Source organism: Flavobacterium sp. K5-23 (genome assembly GCF_023278045.1).
GTDB lineage: Bacteria > Bacteroidota > Bacteroidia > Flavobacteriales > Flavobacteriaceae > Flavobacterium.
Window position 1 is genome coordinate 3,261,409 of record NZ_CP056783.1, and the last position, 17,461, is coordinate 3,278,869.

Annotated in this window: 14 protein-coding genes; 7 read left to right on the plus strand and 7 right to left on the minus strand. The window is 35.5% G+C overall.

Going from position 1 to position 17,461, the window contains the following annotated elements; all coding sequences use genetic code 11:
• Positions 1 to 39: 39 nt before the first annotated feature.
• The 4 genes from FLAK523_RS14145 to FLAK523_RS14160 all read right to left on the minus strand — a co-directional run bounded on the left by FLAK523_RS14145 (position 40) and on the right by FLAK523_RS14160 (position 4,413).
• Positions 40 to 810 carry a 3'-5' exonuclease gene (locus tag FLAK523_RS14145; RefSeq protein ID WP_248904660.1) on the minus strand — a complete coding sequence of 257 codons (771 nt, stop codon included), beginning with the start codon at positions 808 to 810 and terminating at the stop codon, positions 40 to 42.
• A gap of 279 nt (positions 811 to 1,089) precedes the next feature.
• Positions 1,090 to 1,545 carry a DoxX family protein gene (locus FLAK523_RS14150; protein WP_248904663.1) on the minus strand — a complete coding sequence of 152 codons (456 nt, stop codon included), beginning with the start codon at positions 1,543 to 1,545 and terminating at the stop codon, positions 1,090 to 1,092.
• A 309-nt stretch (positions 1,546 to 1,854) separates the two neighbouring features.
• Positions 1,855 to 3,165, minus strand: a complete 1,311-nt coding sequence (locus FLAK523_RS14155) for a dihydrolipoamide acetyltransferase family protein (RefSeq protein WP_248904665.1) — start codon at positions 3,163 to 3,165, stop codon at positions 1,855 to 1,857.
• A gap of 84 nt (positions 3,166 to 3,249) precedes the next feature.
• Complete coding sequence (locus FLAK523_RS14160) at positions 3,250 to 4,413, minus strand: glycosyltransferase family 2 protein (protein WP_248904666.1); 1,164 nt, start codon at positions 4,411 to 4,413, stop codon at positions 3,250 to 3,252.
• 318 nt (positions 4,414 to 4,731) lie between these two features.
• Here FLAK523_RS14160 and FLAK523_RS14165 point away from each other — a divergent pair, with 318 nt between their 5' ends.
• The 5 genes from FLAK523_RS14165 (at position 4,732) to FLAK523_RS14185 (ending at position 10,509) form a co-directional block, all read left to right on the plus strand.
• Entirely contained in the window at positions 4,732 to 5,697 is a 966-nt protein-coding gene (locus FLAK523_RS14165) for a T9SS C-terminal target domain-containing protein (RefSeq protein ID WP_248904668.1), read from the plus strand.
• Between the two features lie 81 nt (positions 5,698 to 5,778).
• Positions 5,779 to 7,641, plus strand: a complete 1,863-nt coding sequence (locus FLAK523_RS14170) for an ABC-F family ATP-binding cassette domain-containing protein (RefSeq protein WP_248904670.1) — start codon at positions 5,779 to 5,781, stop codon at positions 7,639 to 7,641.
• A gap of 333 nt (positions 7,642 to 7,974) precedes the next feature.
• Positions 7,975 to 9,171: a PAS domain-containing sensor histidine kinase gene (locus tag FLAK523_RS14175; protein WP_248904672.1), complete on the plus strand. Its 1,197-nt coding sequence runs from the start codon at positions 7,975 to 7,977 to the stop codon at positions 9,169 to 9,171.
• A gap of 124 nt (positions 9,172 to 9,295) precedes the next feature.
• A complete protein-coding gene (locus tag FLAK523_RS14180; RefSeq protein ID WP_248904674.1) occupies positions 9,296 to 9,802 on the plus strand; it encodes a GNAT family N-acetyltransferase in 507 nt (168 codons plus the stop codon).
• A 293-nt stretch (positions 9,803 to 10,095) separates the two neighbouring features.
• Positions 10,096 to 10,509, plus strand: coding sequence for a hypothetical protein (locus tag FLAK523_RS14185; RefSeq protein WP_248904676.1), 414 nt, complete (start codon positions 10,096 to 10,098; stop codon positions 10,507 to 10,509).
• Positions 10,510 to 10,659: 150 nt separating this feature from the next.
• On the opposite strand, the gene katG is transcribed toward FLAK523_RS14185, so the two are convergent.
• Positions 10,660 to 12,876: a catalase/peroxidase HPI gene (gene katG / locus FLAK523_RS14190; protein ID WP_248904685.1), complete on the minus strand. Its 2,217-nt coding sequence runs from the start codon at positions 12,874 to 12,876 to the stop codon at positions 10,660 to 10,662.
• A 206-nt stretch (positions 12,877 to 13,082) separates the two neighbouring features.
• On the minus strand, positions 13,083 to 14,633 hold the full coding sequence (locus FLAK523_RS14195) for an SDR family oxidoreductase (protein WP_248908097.1): 1,551 nt from the start codon (positions 14,631 to 14,633) through the stop codon (positions 13,083 to 13,085).
• Positions 14,634 to 14,944: 311 nt separating this feature from the next.
• Here FLAK523_RS14195 and FLAK523_RS14200 point away from each other — a divergent pair, with 311 nt between their 5' ends.
• On the plus strand, positions 14,945 to 15,325 hold the full coding sequence (locus FLAK523_RS14200; protein ID WP_248904687.1) for a VOC family protein: 381 nt from the start codon (positions 14,945 to 14,947) through the stop codon (positions 15,323 to 15,325).
• Positions 15,326 to 15,610: 285 nt separating this feature from the next.
• Positions 15,611 to 16,423, plus strand: coding sequence for an O-methyltransferase (locus FLAK523_RS14205; RefSeq protein ID WP_248904689.1), 813 nt, complete (start codon positions 15,611 to 15,613; stop codon positions 16,421 to 16,423).
• A 58-nt stretch (positions 16,424 to 16,481) separates the two neighbouring features.
• Here the strand turns inward: FLAK523_RS14205 and FLAK523_RS14210 are convergent, their stop codons facing one another.
• Positions 16,482 to 17,141 carry a DUF6565 domain-containing protein gene (locus FLAK523_RS14210; RefSeq protein WP_248904691.1) on the minus strand — a complete coding sequence of 220 codons (660 nt, stop codon included), beginning with the start codon at positions 17,139 to 17,141 and terminating at the stop codon, positions 16,482 to 16,484.
• Positions 17,142 to 17,461 lie beyond the last annotated feature (320 nt).

A 17,461-nucleotide genomic window follows, 5' to 3' on the forward strand; every position in this document is an offset into this window, starting at 1 on the left:
CAGTCGCATATTGCAAACTGAACACTGAATACCGCCAACTTATTTAGTGTTTAATTTTCTAAGTTTAATAGCAGTCAAAACTTTCTTAGTATACAAAGGAAAATCAGCGTTTTGAATCCAACTGAAATACCCAGGCTCTTTTTCTAAAACGGTATCAACCAAAACTCCTTTGTGTTTTCCAAAAGCAAAAATCTCATTATCCTCTTTATCAAAAGCAATCATTCCAGCAAAATCGGCTATTTTTTTTCTTGTCGAAAATTCAGATAACGATTTCATATCATTTTCTAAATCAGGATAGCGATCCAGTTGCGCCATTAATATTTCGTAAGTAGCCATAGTGTCCGCTTCTGCAGAATGCGCGTTTTCCAGACTCTTATCACAATAAAATCGTAGCGCCGCAGATAAAGTGCGCTCTTCTTTTTTATGAAATATAGTCTGAACATCAACTGAAACTCGGTTTTTCATATCAAAATCCACACCTGCACGAAGCAATTCTTCCGCTAACAATGGAATGTCAAATCGATCTGAATTAAATCCAGCTAAATCACTGTCTTTAATCATATTATAAACCGCAGAAGCCAACTCGTTAAACGTTGGTTCATTCGCTACTTTTTCGTCTGTAATTCCGTGAACAGCTGTAGTTTGAGGCGGAATAGGAATCGTAGGATTCACTAACCAAGTCTTACTTTCTTTATTTCCGTTTGGAAAAACTTTGAATATTGATATTTCTACAATTCGGTCTTTTCCTATATCAATCCCTGTAGTTTCAAGATCGAAAAAGCAAATTGGTTTACTGAGTTTAAGTTCCATTTTTTATTTTTGAATAGGTACAAATATAAAGCTTAGCCTTCAATTTTACTAATTTTTATTTTTGATACAAAGATCGATAAACACCCAATGTTTGAGCTTAGATCCAGTTGCAGTGGGAATCATTTTTAAGAGTTTTTCTTTAAAAAAATTGAAAAGAAAGACGGGAAACCCTATTTTAAAAACAGACTTATGATTGTCTATAAAAAAATCCAACGAAATTAATAATCATTGGATTTTATATGATTGAAGCTTACTGTTTCATTAGATTGAATCAATAAATTAAGCTTCTTTATTTGCCATTTTATTATTTATCAGATGATCCAAACTATATTTCCCCGGACCGTAAATAAACAATGTAAAAAGCATCAAGAAGTAGTACAATGGAATTTCAAAACCGTGGTCGCCAGCATAAAAACCATGCTCTAAATGCACCGTTTTGATTGCAACAACCATCACTATCATTAATGGAACCGAAATTATTCGCGTGGCAAAACCCAATGCCAGAAAGATGAATCCAAAAAACTCCGTAAAAGTTGCCAAATAGGCATTCAGTAACGGCATAGGCATCCCCAAACTTTCAAACCAAGTTGCTATACTGTTAATATCTTTGATTTTCGTTAAGGCAGGACCCGAAAAACCAAACGATAAAATAAGTCGTAAAAAAAGCAATGGAACATCTTTAAGCTTACTTAATTTGGCTCCAAAATTCTGATTGAATTGCACTAATTTCTTCATAATACTATAGTTTAAGTTATTCCTCCTAGATAAAGCAGCAGACATATAAAACATAAAAACCTGGCAAAAAATCACTATCCAATCTACTAATATTTCTGTCTTTCTTATCTATTGAAAGAAATAGATTGATGAACTCGTTTTGAAGAAGCCCTTTTATAGTTTTTTTTTTAAAAGATAACATAAAGATATTCATTTTTTTAACTACCTTCAATTCAAGTGAATACATTTTGTTTGCAATCCTGTTTAGACACAAAAAAACCCTTTCAAAGTTTAAACTCTGAAAGGGTTAGTATATACATTTAATATAATTTAAAAATCTCTATTCACATCAAATGCTTCTAGGTATTCCGCTACGCGTTTCACGAAACTTCCTCCTAATGCACCATCTACAACACGGTGGTCGTAACTGTGAGATAAGAACATTTTTTGACGGATACCTATGAAATCTCCTTCTGGAGTTTCAATAACTGCTGGCATTTTTCTAATGGCCCCAAGAGCTAAAATACCTACTTGTGGTTGGTTCAAAATTGGTGTTCCAAAAACACTTCCAAAAGTACCTACATTAGTTACTGTATAAGTTCCTCCTTGAGTATCGTCTGGTTTTAGTTTACCTGCTTTAGCACGGCCTCCTAAATCATTTACCGCTTTTGCCATACCTACCAAGTTCAATTGATCAGCATTTTTAATTACAGGAACAATTAAGTTACCATTTGGTAATGACGCAGCCATTCCTAAATTAATATTTTTCTTTTTGATGATATAATCTCCATCAACAGAAATATTCATTCCTGGATAATCTTTCAAAGCTTTTGCAACCGCTTCCATAAAAATTGGAGTATAAGTCAACTTCTCTCCTTCTCTCTTTTCGAAAGCATTTTTATTTTTCTCTCTCCATTTTACAATATTCGTCACATCTACTTCGATGAACGATTGTACGTGAGCTGAAGTTTGTACTGAAGCGACCATATAACCCGCAATCAACTTACGCATTCTGTCCATTTCTACAATTTCATCACCACCACTTACAGAAACCGGAGCCGCTTTTTGAGCAACTGGAGCCGAAGCCTGTACAGCTTTTGGAGCTTCAACCGTTTTTACCGGAGCAGCAACTGGTTGATTCCCTCTATTTTTAACGTATTCTAATATGTCGTTTTTAGTAATTCTTTCGTCTTTTCCTGTACCAACAATCAATTCTAATTCAGATATAGAAACACCTTCCTCTTTAGCGATGTTTTTCACTAATGGAGAAAAGAACTTATCTGAGTTTGAAAAGTCTGCAGGAGTTGCTACGCTGTCTTTGGCAGCATCAACAGTCTTTGCAACTTCAGCAACTGCTGTTGGAGCAACATCTTGTTTTACAACTTCGACTAAATCTCCTCCTTCAGTTTCAATAATGGCGATAGTTTGACCTACTTGAACTAAATCATCTTTACCAAACAATTGCTCTATCAATATCCCTGAAACTTCACTAGGCACTTCACTGTCAACTTTGTCAGTTGCAATTTCAAGTACAGCCTCATCAGCTTCAATTTTGTCTCCAACTTCTTTTAACCAATTTGTAATGGTTGCTTCTGCGACGCTTTCTCCCATTTTTGGAAGTTTTAATTCAAATCTTGCCATATTGTTAACCTAAAAGGTGATTTTTGTTTTCAGTTTGCGAAATTACTAAATATTTTGAATATAAATTACAGTTAATGTAATTTATCACTCTATTTTTATCAACTCGCCTCTTTCGTTAGAATTGTCACTTCCTATTAAAAAACAAGCGTTTTTTGGTACAATCTTATAAGTAAATCCCCTATTCTTTAACAATTCTATAATATCGATACTTTCTTTGAATGATAAAAAGTTATTGTCTAGAATAATTTCGGTTCCTTTCTTACTCGATTGCAAGGACGAATTTACCATTTTTTCTTTTTTTAAATCGGAAATCACAATTTTATTTTGCAAAATCAAGCTCAACTTTTTCTCTAAATCAACTGAATTAGAAAGAAGCAAGTATGAATTTGGAGTTTTTTTTATTTTCTGTCGGCCTTGAAACATTTTGACAAAAGAAAAAAACAGAATTCCAATTTTCATAAAAACAGAAAAGAATACAGACACTTTAAAATGTTTCCTGTAAAAGAAATTCATGGCATCCTGAAAACGCCTCATATAAGTTCCGTCTTTTATTGTGCTTTCCCCTTTATAATGGATAACGGTAGTTTCGTGAAAATAATAGTTGGCCTTTTCTTTTTGCAACACTCTATAAGATAAATCAATATCATCCGAATACATAAAGCAGTTTTCGTCAAAACCCCCTATTTCAAGGTAAAGCTCCCGTTTCATAAACATAAAAGCACCAACGAGAATATCCACTTTTCCGGTTTGGTTTTCGGATAAGTGCTGGGCGTAATACTTGTTAAACCATTCCGATTTCGGGAATACTTTATACAAACTCATAACTTTGGTAAAAGCTACCCAAGGTGTTGGTACTCCGCGCTTGCTCTCAGGCAGAAAATTACCGGCACCATCAATAAGTTTACAACCTACAATTCCTAAATCTTGTTTGGTTTTGGCGAAAGCCAATAATTTCTCGAATGTATCTTCGGCAACGACGGTATCTGGATTTAGAATACATATGTAATCACCTGTAGCTTGGTCTACACCAATATTATTCCCTTTTGGAAAACCTAAATTGGCTGCATTCTCAATAAGCTTGACATTAGGGAAACGGATTTTCATCATTTCGCCGCTGTCATCACTAGAGTTATTATCAACAACAATAATTTCTCCTTCAATAGTTGAAAGAGCGTTTTGCACACTTAAAACACAGAGCTCTAAAAAATAGCGGACGTTATAGTTGAGAATGATGACGGAGAGTTGCATTGAGCAAACTTAATTAGAAAATTTTAAATTCTAACAAACAGTTTCTTTACTTATTAAGTGGGATGTAATTTAATTGGTGTTATTTATGAAAACCATTGAAGCATCATTTTCATTATCCCTCTTTGACAACTCAATATTTACGTCAATATATTGAAAATCAAAAAAAATCTTTATCCCTTAGCCCTGATGGAGCCGATATCCTTTGAGAGGAACGAACAAAGATAAAGGCGAGAGCAGGAACTATGCCAGCAAATAAAGCCAAATCATTCGCTCCAAATTTTTGAAATAATCATTTGGAAACCATTACTTTTGAATATTATGAAAATACTGTCTTTTCTTATATTACTTCTTGCAACCTCAACTTACGCCCAAATTGCAGGTTGTACTGATCCGCTTTCTAAAAACTATAATGCTAGAGCAACTGTAAATGATGGGAGTTGCGAGTATAATTTAACCCGAGTAAAACCTACTTCGTCCACACAACTAAATGATGAGCTGAATGAAACCTCAGGGTTAGTGAATTATGATTCGCTATTATGGACCATAAATGATGACAAGAACACTACTCTTTATGGAATTGACAAAGCGGGTGGAATTCAAAAAGAAATAAAATTGCATTCGGTAATTAACTCCGACTGGGAAGAGATTTCACAAGACAGCAGTTATATCTACATAGGTGATTTTGGTAATAATTATTACGGAAACAGGGAGAATCTTCACATTTTAAGGGTCGAAAAAGAATCATTATACCTTGATATTCCTAAAATTGATACCATTTCATTTTCATATTCAAATCAGTTGGATTACATCAAAGCGCAACCCAACACCACTAATTTTGACTGCGAGGCATTTATAGTTAGCCGAGACAGCATTTACTTGTTCACTAAACAGTGGGAGAAAGAGGAGACATCGGTTTATGTATTACCTAAAACTCCCGGAAATTATGTCGCTGAGCTTAAAACGGCATACAATATTAACGGACTTATTACTGGAGCGACCTATCTTGAATACAAAAAATTAATCGTGCTTTCTGGTTATAGCCATCATTTATCGCCGTTTCTTTACTTGTTGTACGATTATAAGAGTAATGATTTTTTCTCGGGCAACAAACGAAAAATAAAACTCCGCCTTGCTTTTCACCAAATTGAAGGCATTACTACCCAGGACGGTCTTCATTATCTACTAACAAATGAACAATTTGTAAAAAAACCCTTTTTAAATATCCCGCAGAAGCTGCATGAAATAGATCTTAGCTTGTTTCTAAAATCTTATATTAACCAATAAATACTTCCTTTCAAGAGAGATTCAAACAAACTATTCGCAAATAGGGATTTAAAAGTTTACTTTTGCAAAAAAATTAGTATTGTGAATTACCTTTCAGTAGAGAATATATCGAAATCATTTGGAGAGCGTACCCTTTTTAAAGACATTTCTTTCGGAATAAATAAAGACCAAAAAATTGCTTTTATTGCCAAAAACGGCTCTGGAAAAACGACTATAATGAGCATCATTAACGGCTTAGAAGAGTCGGATACGGGTCAAGTTGTGCTAAGAAAAGGCATCAAAATGGCTTTCTTATCTCAAAGCAACAATTTGCAGGAGGAGTTGACGATTGAGGAAAGTATTTTCGCATCGGACAACGAGACTTTGAAAGTAATTGAAGCGTATGAAAAAGCACTAGAAAATCCTGAAGACGAAGAGGCCTACCAAAAAGCTTTTGACGGAATGGATCAGCACAATGCTTGGGATTTTGAAACACAATACAAGCAAATCTTGTTCAAACTGAAGTTGGAAGACTTCAAACTGAAAGTAAAAAACCTATCGGGTGGACAGAAAAAACGTTTGTCACTTGCCATTATTCTAATCAATCGTCCTGATTTATTGATCTTGGATGAACCTACGAATCACTTGGATTTAGAGATGATCGAATGGTTGGAGACTTATTTTGCCAAAGAAAACATTACGTTGTTTATGGTAACACACGACCGTTTCTTCCTGGAACGTGTTTGTAACGAAATCATCGAACTGGACAACGGAAAATTATACCAATACAAAGGAAACTATTCGTACTATTTAGAGAAAAAAGAAGAGCGCATTGCCTCAGAAAACTCTAGTGTCGATAAAGCGCAAAACCTTTTTGTTAAAGAACTGGAATGGATGCGTCGTCAGCCAAAAGCGAGAACGACTAAGTCTAAATCGCGTCAGGATGATTTCTATGACATCAAGGAAAAAGCACAAAGTCGCCGTCGTGAAAACACGGTAGAACTGGAAATAAATATGGAACGTATGGGAAGCAAGATTATCGAGCTTCACAAAATTTCCAAAAAATTCAAGGACCATGTCATCATGGACAATTTTAGTTTTGACTTTCAACGTGGAGAACGTATTGGGATCATTGGTAAAAACGGAACTGGAAAATCGACTTTCTTGAATTTATTGACCGGAACTTTACCGCTTGACAGCGGAAAAGTAGTTGTGGGTGAAACCATAAAAGTGGGTTACTATACACAAAGCGGAATCAACCCAAAACCGGGACAACGTGTTATAGATGTCATTAAAGAATACGGAGAATTTATTCCGTTGATGAAAGGGAAATTGATATCGGCTTCTCAATTGTTAGAACGTTTCTTATTTGATTCTAAAAAACAATATGATTTTGTTGACCGTTTGAGCGGTGGTGAATTGAAACGTTTGTACTTGTGTACGGTTTTGATTCAGAATCCTAACTTCTTGATTCTGGATGAGCCAACGAATGATTTAGATATCGTAACCTTAAACGTTCTTGAAAGCTTTCTTCTAGACTATCCTGGTTGTTTATTAGTGGTTTCTCACGATAGGTATTTTATGGATAAAATTGTAGATCACTTGTTCATCTTTAGAGGAGATGGTGTGGTGGAGAATTTCCCTGGAAACTATTCTGACTTTAGAGCCTATGAAGACAGTACTGATGTAGCCCAAAAAGAAGAAAACAAGGCAGAAAAGAAAGACTGGAAACAAAACAACCCAACAGGGAACTTGACTTTCAACGAGCAAAAAGAATATCAAAAAATCGAAAGAGAAATCAAGGATTTAGAAAGTCAAAAAGTAGGTATCGAACAACTGTTTACGGACGGTAAAGTAGAAGAAACCCACGTTTTGACAAAAGCAAAAGAACTGGAAAACATTATTTCTAAAATGGAGGAGAAAGAAGAAAGATGGTTTGAGCTTAGTGCGAAGATAGAAGGATAGCCCCCTAAACCCGCCTCGGTGGGGAAATAGAAGTACATACTTCATATATTTTACAACCCCAACAGGTTTAGCAGAAACGCTGAAAATGTTGGGGTTTGTTTTTTTTTATTTTTTAAAAGAAAACGCAGTAAAATATCATTTGACCATTTAATTTTTTTTATTTATTTTTGACAACTGTATAGCCTGACGTTTGTCAGACCTTTAAACAATAAATTAGCAACGGCGGCACCAAAATCTCCGAAATAATCTTTTCAGAGTAATAAAGTCTTCACGTAATACACAAAAGTATCGCCAACCATTAGTTCCTAAAAACCGCTTCAGACTAACAATTCTATGGATATCAAACAAGACAATTCTAAAATTCCAAACAGTAAATATATACCAACAGCTAGATTTTACAGCCAAATAATTGACAGCTTACAAGATTATTCAATTTTTACTTTAGATAAAGAATTCATCATAAATAGTTGGAGTTCTGGATCAACAAAAATATTTGGTTATGAAACTGATGAAGTTCTTGGACAACATTTCGATTTAATATTTACAGAAGAAGATCTAAAAAACGGCATTCCGAAAAGGGAAATCGAGACGGCCTTAAAAGAAGGTAGAGCAACCGATAACAGGTGGCACGTTGCTAAAGACAAAAGCGTATTTTATGCTTATGGTTTGGTTTTTCCTCTAATCAGTTTAGATGGAGAAATGCTGGGTTATGTTAAAATATTGAGGAATTTAACGGAAAGGAAAAAATCTGAGGATACTATAAAAAAACATATCAAAGATTTAGAAGAGCTAAATGCTCATAAGGAAAGTGTTCTAGCAATACTATCACACGATTTAAGAAGTCCTCTTGCTTCCATTATAGGAACGGCAAAATATTTAAAAAACAATTTCCATAGAATGAAACCCGAGAATGTTCAGGAAATGCTCGACTTGCTTTATAAATCATCAATAGATGAATTAGAGATGTTAGATTATTTAGTTGAATGGGCAAGGATTAAATATGCGTCGGATGTATTTTCTCCCATTAAAACCCAACTAATCCCGTACATCGATAAAGTTTTTGACACTTTAAATGAAACGGCCTTATTAAAAACAATAAATCTTCATCACGAAATTGAAGAGAATGTGTCCGTTTTTGCAGATGGTAAAATGCTAATTTCCATCATTCAAAATATCGTCTCTAATGCAATAAAACATACCGAAAAGGGAGGAACAATTACAGTTTCAGCAAAAAGAAAAGAGGACAAAATCATTATTCGGGTTAAGGATACTGGAAGTGGAATGTCCAAAGAAATAATGGAAAAACTTTTCACTCCACAAATGAAAACCCTTACAGAAACAAGAAAAAAGAATAAAGGAGCTGGAATTGGATTATTACTTGTGAAAGGATTTTTGGAGAAAAATGGTGGCGAAATATGGGTGGAAAGTGTTGAAGGTATAGGATCTTCTTTTTATTTTACATTACTCATTGAAAAACCATTAATTATAGCAGGGAGTTCAGACGAAATTATGTTTGACGAAAGCGAATAACCTATAAAATCATAAAAATATCCTTTTATAGGTAGAGTAGCCAGCTTATAAAGCCGATTGCTCGGATTTATCAACAGAACGCTAGCGTAGAAATTTTTAAAATACACATAAAAACAATTCCTTAATGATAGAAACGGAACGACTTAATTTAAAGCCACTGACATACGAACAATTAGTAAAATATATAAAGTGCGACAACTCTTTAGAAGCTGAATTAAATTTGAATGCAACTTCAAGAACAATTTCAGCTGAACTAAAAGAAGCATTTGAACAAACCATTTTACCAAACGTAGCAGACAAAACTAAAAACTATTTGTATTCTACACTTTGGACGGCTATTTCAAAAAAGGAAAACAAAATGATAGGCGACTTATGTATCGTAGGAGAGCCAAACACAGAAGGAGAAATAGAAATTGGTTATGGAATTTATGATGAATTTCAGGACAAAGGATTTATGACCGAAATTGTAGGAGGAATGATTCGATGGGCAAAAACGCAGCCACAAGTAAAGTCCGTAATTGCTTCGACAGAAAAAACAAACATCGCTTCCTTTAAGGTTCTTGAAAAAAACAGTTTCCTTAAAATCGGGGAAACGGATACGTTATTCAATTGGAGTCTAAAATTAGAATAGTCCAACAAATTGGATAAGTAAACGTTACGATAGCTCGGAAATCTTTCCGTGCCCACAAAGCAAAACAAAAAAACCACAACGAAACTAATTCTGTTGTGTTTTTTTGTTTTATTAACCCAAAGTTTTACATGTCTTAATGTAACTACAAAATATTAATAACCCTACTAAAAACAAATACAAAGCCCAAGCAATCAAGTTATTACGGATATTTATTTAAAAAAAACGCACTCTATAAAGACCGGTTTTAAACATTAAATCACTAAATTTAATGTTCATTAAAATCAAAATAAGTTATGAAAACGACACAACAAGTTTTGGATCATCATTTGCAGGCATTAGGAGAAGGTCTTGAATCAATCCTTAGTGATTACGAAGACATATCGTGTGTAATCAGTCAGCAAGGAACTTATCATGGAATGGGTGAAATCAAAGATTTCTTCACGGCTTTTGTGGGTGGTTTACCCGATGGTTTTATAGACGCCTTTAAAGTAACTAAAAAAGAAGTAGACGGAGAGGTGGCTTATATAACTTGGGAAGCAAAACCATGGTTTCCGCTTGGCACCGATACTTTTATAATCAAAAATGGTAAAATTAATTACCAAACCTTAGCTGCCTATACCCAATTAAGTGACCCCGCAACAGAGCTTTCCAACAAACAAAACCATACCCAATCACTGGATTACACTCAAGCGAAGCGACCTGATTAAGCAGTCCGATAGCGAGGATAGAACAACACAAATATATCTCGGAACTCTTTCACGTTCTTACAAAACAAAAAACCACAACGAAACTAATTTCAGTTGTGGTTTTTTTATGAACTATAAGTTACCCTTTATGGATTGTCAAACAGCATAAAATTAGGCTAGATCGAAACGATCCAAATTCATTACCTTGTTCCAAGCTGCCGCAAAATCGTGCACGAACTTCTCTTTAGAATCTTCACATCCATAAACCTCAGCGATTGCACGAAGCTCAGAATTCGAACCAAAAATAAGATCAACACGTGTTCCTGTCCATTTCAATTCGGATGTCTTGCGGTCACGACCTTCAAAAACGTCTTGCGATGACGAAGCTGCTTTCCAGGTTGTGTCTAAATCCAATAAATTTAAAAAGAAGTCATTCGTAAGCGCTTCAGGACGGTTTGTGAATACGCCAAGTTTAGATTGATCAAAGTTGCCATTAAGAACACGCAATCCTCCTACCAGAGCAGTCATCTCAGGTGCCGTAAGCGTTAACAGCTGCGCTTTGTCTATTAGCATTTCTTCTGCTGAAACTGTGTATTGAGTCTTCATATAATTACGGAAACCATCTGCTTCAGGCTCAAGAACTGCAAATGATTCAATATCTGTTTGCTCTTGCAAAGCATCCGCTCTTCCAGGAGTAAAAGGGACTGTTATAGTATGACCAGCAGTTACAGCCGCTTTTTCAATAGCTGCGCAACCACCTAGAACAATTAAGTCTGCCAGTGAAACTTGCTTTCCACCAGTAGCTGCACTATTAAATACTGACTGTATTCCTTCTAAGGTATTTAGCACTTTCGCAAGTTGAGCTGGGTTGTTTACTTCCCAATCTTTTTGTGGTGCCAGTCGAATGCGAGAACCGTTTGCACCACCTCTTTTATCAGAACCACGGAAAGTAGATGTAGAAGCCCAGGCAGTAGCTACCAATTGTGACACAGAAAGCCCTGAATCCAATATTTTACTTTTTAGAGCTGCTATGTCAGTAGTATCAATTAATTTGTGTGTAACGACAGGAATTGGATCTTGCCAGATTAACTCTTCTTTAGGCACTTCTGGACCAAGGTAACGAGCTATTGGTCCCATATCGCGATGCGTCAGTTTGTACCACGCACGAGCGAATGCATCTGCAAACACCTCTGGGTTCTCATAGAAACGTCTTGATACTTTCTCGTATATAGGATCCATTCTCATCGAAAGGTCAGTAGTAAGCATAAAGGGTGCGTGACTCTTTGACGGATTGTGCGCATCAGGCACTGTTCCTGCTCCTGCCCCATTCTTTGGTTGCCATTGATGAGCACCTGCCGGACTTTTTGTTAGCTCCCATTCGAACCCGAAAAGGTTTTCGAAATAGTTGTTGCTCCATTTCGTTGGTGTAGTGGTCCAAGCTCCTTCAAGACCACTGGAAATGGTGTTTTCTCCATTACCGCTTCCCAATGAATTTTTCCAGCCGAGACTTTGATCTTCAATTGGTGCAGCTGCGGGTTCTGGACCAACGTATTTATTTGGATCAGCGGCACCGTGCGTTTTACCAAAGGTATGTCCTCCGGCAATAAGTGCAACCGTTTCTTCATCATTCATAGCCATACGCGCAAAAGTCTCTCGAATGTCAATTGCGGCCTTTAATGGATCAGGGTTTCCGTTAGGCCCTTCTGGATTCACGTAAATAAGCCCCATTTGAACAGCAGCTAGTGGGTTTTCCAGTTCGCGGTCACCGGTATAACGCTTGTCGTCTAGCCACTTCCCTTCTGATCCCCAATAAATATCCTCCGCAGGTTCCCATACATCAGCACGTCCTCCGGCAAAACCAAAAGTCTTGAAACCCATAGATTCTAGCGCACAGTTACCTGTAAGTATCATTAAATCAGCCCAAGAAATTTTCTTACCGTATTTTTTTTTGATTGGCCATAGTAATAAACGTGCCTTGTCTAGATTCACGTTGTCAGGCCAACTATTTAATGGAGCAAAACGTTGCGTACCAAAACCTCCTCCACCGCGACCGTCAGCTACACGATACGTACCGGCGCTATGCCAAGCCATTCGTATAAAAAACGGGCCATAGTGACCGTAGTCGGCTGGCCACCATTCCTGAGAATTTGTCATTATTTCGAAAATATCTTTCTTTAAAGCAACCAAATCGAGGCTTTTAAACTCCTCAGCATAATTGAACTCCTCACCCATTGGATTGGAGAGTGCAGAATGTTGACGTAGAATGTTCAATTTTAACTGATTTGGCCACCAGTCATTATTTCTTGTACCAGCACCGGCGCTTTGCTTAGCAGCGCCTCCTGAAAATGGGCATTTGCCTTCCCCATTTTGATTATTGTTGTTTTCCATAATGCGTTTAAATTTAATAGATTAACTTTCTATGCTAATTTACACATTATTTTTTATCGAAAATATTATTTCAATAGATAAAAACTATAAAAGCATCCTGTTCCTTTAATTAACAGCAACAAAAAACCACAACAGAATATAATTCTGTTGTGGTTTTATTTTATAACTTGTTTTTATTCCCCCGCCGAGGCGGGGTTAGGAGGCTATTACCAAGGAATCGGGTTGTAATCTTTCAAGAACTTCCCACACCAATGCTTTCCAGTATTGATACCGTCAAACAACGGATCCATAACTCGTGCAGCTCCATCAACAATATCCAGTGGTGGCTGAAAATCTTCCAGTTCTTGTTTCTTTTTGGCCAGTTCCGCTGGATCTTCGTCTGTTACCCAACCTGTATCTACCGCATTCATAAAAATTCCGGCTTTCGCCAATTCTCCTGCGGCAGTATGTGTAAGCATATTCAGGGCTGCTTTGGCCATATTAGTATGCGGATGACGCGATTCTTTAAAAAAGCGGTGAAACTTCCCTTCCATTGCTGAAACGTTAATGATGTGTTTTTGTCCCGTGTTGTCTTTCTTCATCACTTCCGAAAGTCTATTACACAATACAAATGGTGCTACTGAATTCACGAGTTGTACTTCAATCATTTCAGTAGTTTCTATCTGACCTAATTTTAAACGCCAGCTGTTGGTTTTTCGTAAATCGACTTGCTGCAAGTCGGCATCGAGTTCTCCTTCCGGAAAAACTTCATTGGCGACAAGCGCATTATCAAATGAATACGGAATCTGTGATAATTTGGCGGAAGCCCTTAAACCAATACCAGGTTCGGGTCCGTGCCAAGTTACCGGCATATTTTGATTAGAAGAAATTCCAGAAGTCAATACTTTTAATTCATCCAAACAATTAGTGTGATCTAATAATAATTCCTGGGCTTGTTTAGGTAAAGAAGAAATAGGACTCTCTTCTTTTTCCATCATATGCGTGTAAAATCCAGCAGGACGTCTTACCGTTTGCGCTGCATTATTTATAAGAATATCTAATCGTTCGTATTTCTGCTCTATGAAATTACAGAAAATCTCCACGCTAGGAATATGTCGTAAATCCAAACCGTGAATTTTCAGGCGATGTCCCCAATCCATAAAATCAGGCTCTTGACCAAAACGCAAGGCCGAATCTACTGGAAAACGAGTTGTAGCAATAACTGTAGCTCCACCACGCAACAACATCAAGGTGATATGATAACCTATTTTTAAACGAGATCCTGTAATCACTGCCACTTGTCCTTTTACATCTGCGGTTTGAAAACGTTTGGCGTAATTAAAATCACCACAATCCGTACACATAGTGTCGTAAAAGTGATGCATTTTAGTAAACGGTGTTTTACACACGTAGCAATTTCTAGGTGTTTCTAATTCTAACTGCTCTTTACTTTCTAAGTCATTAATTGCCAATAATTTTGGAGCCACAAAAACACTTGCTTCACGTGCATAACGAATTCCGGTTTCTTTACGAGCCGTTCTATCTTGCTTTTCTTTTTTACGTTTTGCAACTGCTTTTCCGTCTTTCTTTCTACGAGAAAGTTCATCACGGTCGGGTCTTGAAAATTGACCAGCCGCTTTGATCAAAGCCGTTCTTTGGTCAGTAGGAATATCAAAAATCTGGTCAGTATCCGTATTTAATTGTGCCAAAATAGCGATACATCGGTCAATTTCTTCCGGGCTTATGGCATTCATTTGTTCTATTTCTTCCTTCATCATCATAAAAAAAAAGTGTTACTCTTAATGCAACTAACACGGGCGCAAAGATAGTTTTAAAATAGGTGCTGTGATTTCTTTTTTTTTAGGAGAGAAACTTTGGAATTACGACTCCTTTTTTGTTCTAAAAAGAAGTTTTATTTAAAAATTAAAATGATTCGAAGTTGATTCAAATTCGAAAATAAACCGAATTTTGAAAAAATCATTTTATTGATTACCAATTTATTAACACTATTAAAAAGTTATTTTAGTAATTTTATAAAGATAAAACAGATTCAAAATAAATAATTTACAACTCTTAAATACAAGATAAAATGGACAAATCATCAAATTCCTTAAACTGGTTCGAAATACCAACAACCGACATATCAAGAGCCACAGATTTTTATCAGACTATATTTGACATAACCTTGGAAGAGAACAATATGGAAGACGCTAAAATGGCCTTTTTCCCTTCGGAAATGGGTTCCGGAAAAGCTACAGGTTCATTAGTACAAAGTCCGAATCATACCCCTTCTATGGAGGGTTCAATAGTTTATTTGAACGCCAATCCTTCAATGGATAAAATATTAAATAAAGTAGAAGCTGCAGGTGGTAAAATAGTAGTTCCAAAAACAAGTATTGGAGAACACGGATATATAGCTTTTATGAAGGATACAGAAGGCAATAAAGTGGGTATTCATTCTATGAATTAATTAAAAATATCTAATAGAAAATTCTGTAACAAAAACAAAATCTGTTATTAATTTATACAAACAAGAACCTGGCAGAAGTAAAAAGTCTGTTCAGGAGTTTGCATTTATATTAAATTACAACATTTACAATTTAGATTTACAGAACTCGTTTTCTGCCTGAAAACGTTTGTATAAACAAAAACACCTAAAATATTTATTTTTTTTTAGCTATCGAATAAGTCTATATTTACACCCAAATAACACCGCTTTTAAAATTACTTTTTTAGACAAACTGAGACTCAACGCATGCTATTCCAAATAAAATCCTATTTAAAATTCCTTTGGCATTCCAAAAATGAACACGCGGTGCATTCCCCATTCGTTTTTACTTTGATTACTAAATGTTTTTATGACAAGAAACCGAAGCCGGAATATTCCGTTTTACAAGAGTATAGAAATTCTCTTTTAGCAAATACGGACACTATTGAGGTAACTGATTTTGGTGCTGGTTCGAAAGTATTTAAATCCAATACAAGAGAAATAACCAAGATTGCTAAAACTGCGGGAATTTCTCCTAAAAGGGCTGAGATATTATTTAGAATAACAAATTATTTTCAGCCGGAAACAACATTAGAGATTGGAACTTCGTTAGGCTTGGCAACTTCCGCCTTGGCTGTGGGAAATCCTAAAGCTAAAATTACCACATTAGAAGGATGTCCTAATACAATGGCAATTGCTCAAAATCAATTTCAAAAATTTGGGTTAACCAATGTAAATTCTGTTGTAACGGAGTTTAATTCTTATTTAGATAAAAATAATTCATCACTGAATACTGCCACTGCAAACTGCAAACTGAACACTGATTCCTTTTCCTTAATCTACTTCGACGGTAATCATTCGAAAAAAGCAACTTTAGACTATTTTGAATTTTTACTACCAACTATTACTAATGAGACCGTTTGGATATTCGATGATATTCATTGGTCCGCTGAAATGGAAGAAGCTTGGGAAATTATAAAAAAGCACCCAAAAATTACCGTAACAATCGATACCTTTCAATGGGGAATCGTGTTTTTTAGATATGAACAGCCCAAAGAACATTTTGTAATTCGGGTTTAACCCAAAAAATAATGACAGCCATTACTGACTGTCATTACTAATTCAAACTATTTTAATCTTATTTTTTAGCTTCTTTCATTTCAGCTGTTTTTGCTCCCATTCTATTTAAAGTATACATAGGTGCAAATTTCAATTTCAATCCAGCAATTTTTCTATTATCTGAAGAAGAAAGTCCTTCTTTTTCAACTGTATTTTTTCTACTGTCTAATGCTTCATACATCAATTTGATTTCGTCCCAATCTTCACGAGAATAACCATCTTTATTCGTCTTAACTGTAGAAACAAATTGATCATAAACACTAAGGATATTATTCTTGTTTACCCAATCAAAATTCATATCATCCCCAATTTTTCCTTCACCAAAAAGCGCATTACGCATTTGTTGTTTAGAATTTGGTTTTGAAGCTTCCATTTCAGCCATCGTTTTTTCTTTGAATGCTTCATATTTAGCTTTACTCGCTTCCACTCTTTCTGTAGCTTTTACTTCATTATTAAGATCTGATAATGCTGTATCTGCTTTACTACTTCTCAATTCATAAGTTGCCTCAATTGATGTCCAGTTAGCCGAAGCGTCTCCAACATCAACATTGCTTAAAGAGTCCACATAAACAACGTATGTATCAATTGTCTTTTCGGCCTCTTTTTGTTGTTCATCCTTACAAGATGTAAACCCTAGTGCTAAAACCGCTATTCCTAATACTAAATTTCTACTTTTCATAATTTCTGATGTTTAATTTCAAAACAAATGTAACTCCCTTTGTATCAGACTCAATAAAAATATGTGAATGTTGAAACTAATTAATATAATTGTGATAGTTTCAAATACTGATACATACAAAAGACCAGTAAACATAATAACGCAACACTATTTGGGCTGTTTTATATTAGGTGTTTTATTCTTCTAAAAAACGAAACCGTTTATAGACTCCACATCTTTATGTAAACATTTTGTAACAAAAATGTATTTTAGACAACTTATCTTTAATTCAAAAGTCTTTTATACTTTTATAAACTAGAAACCATAATCAATCAATTGTA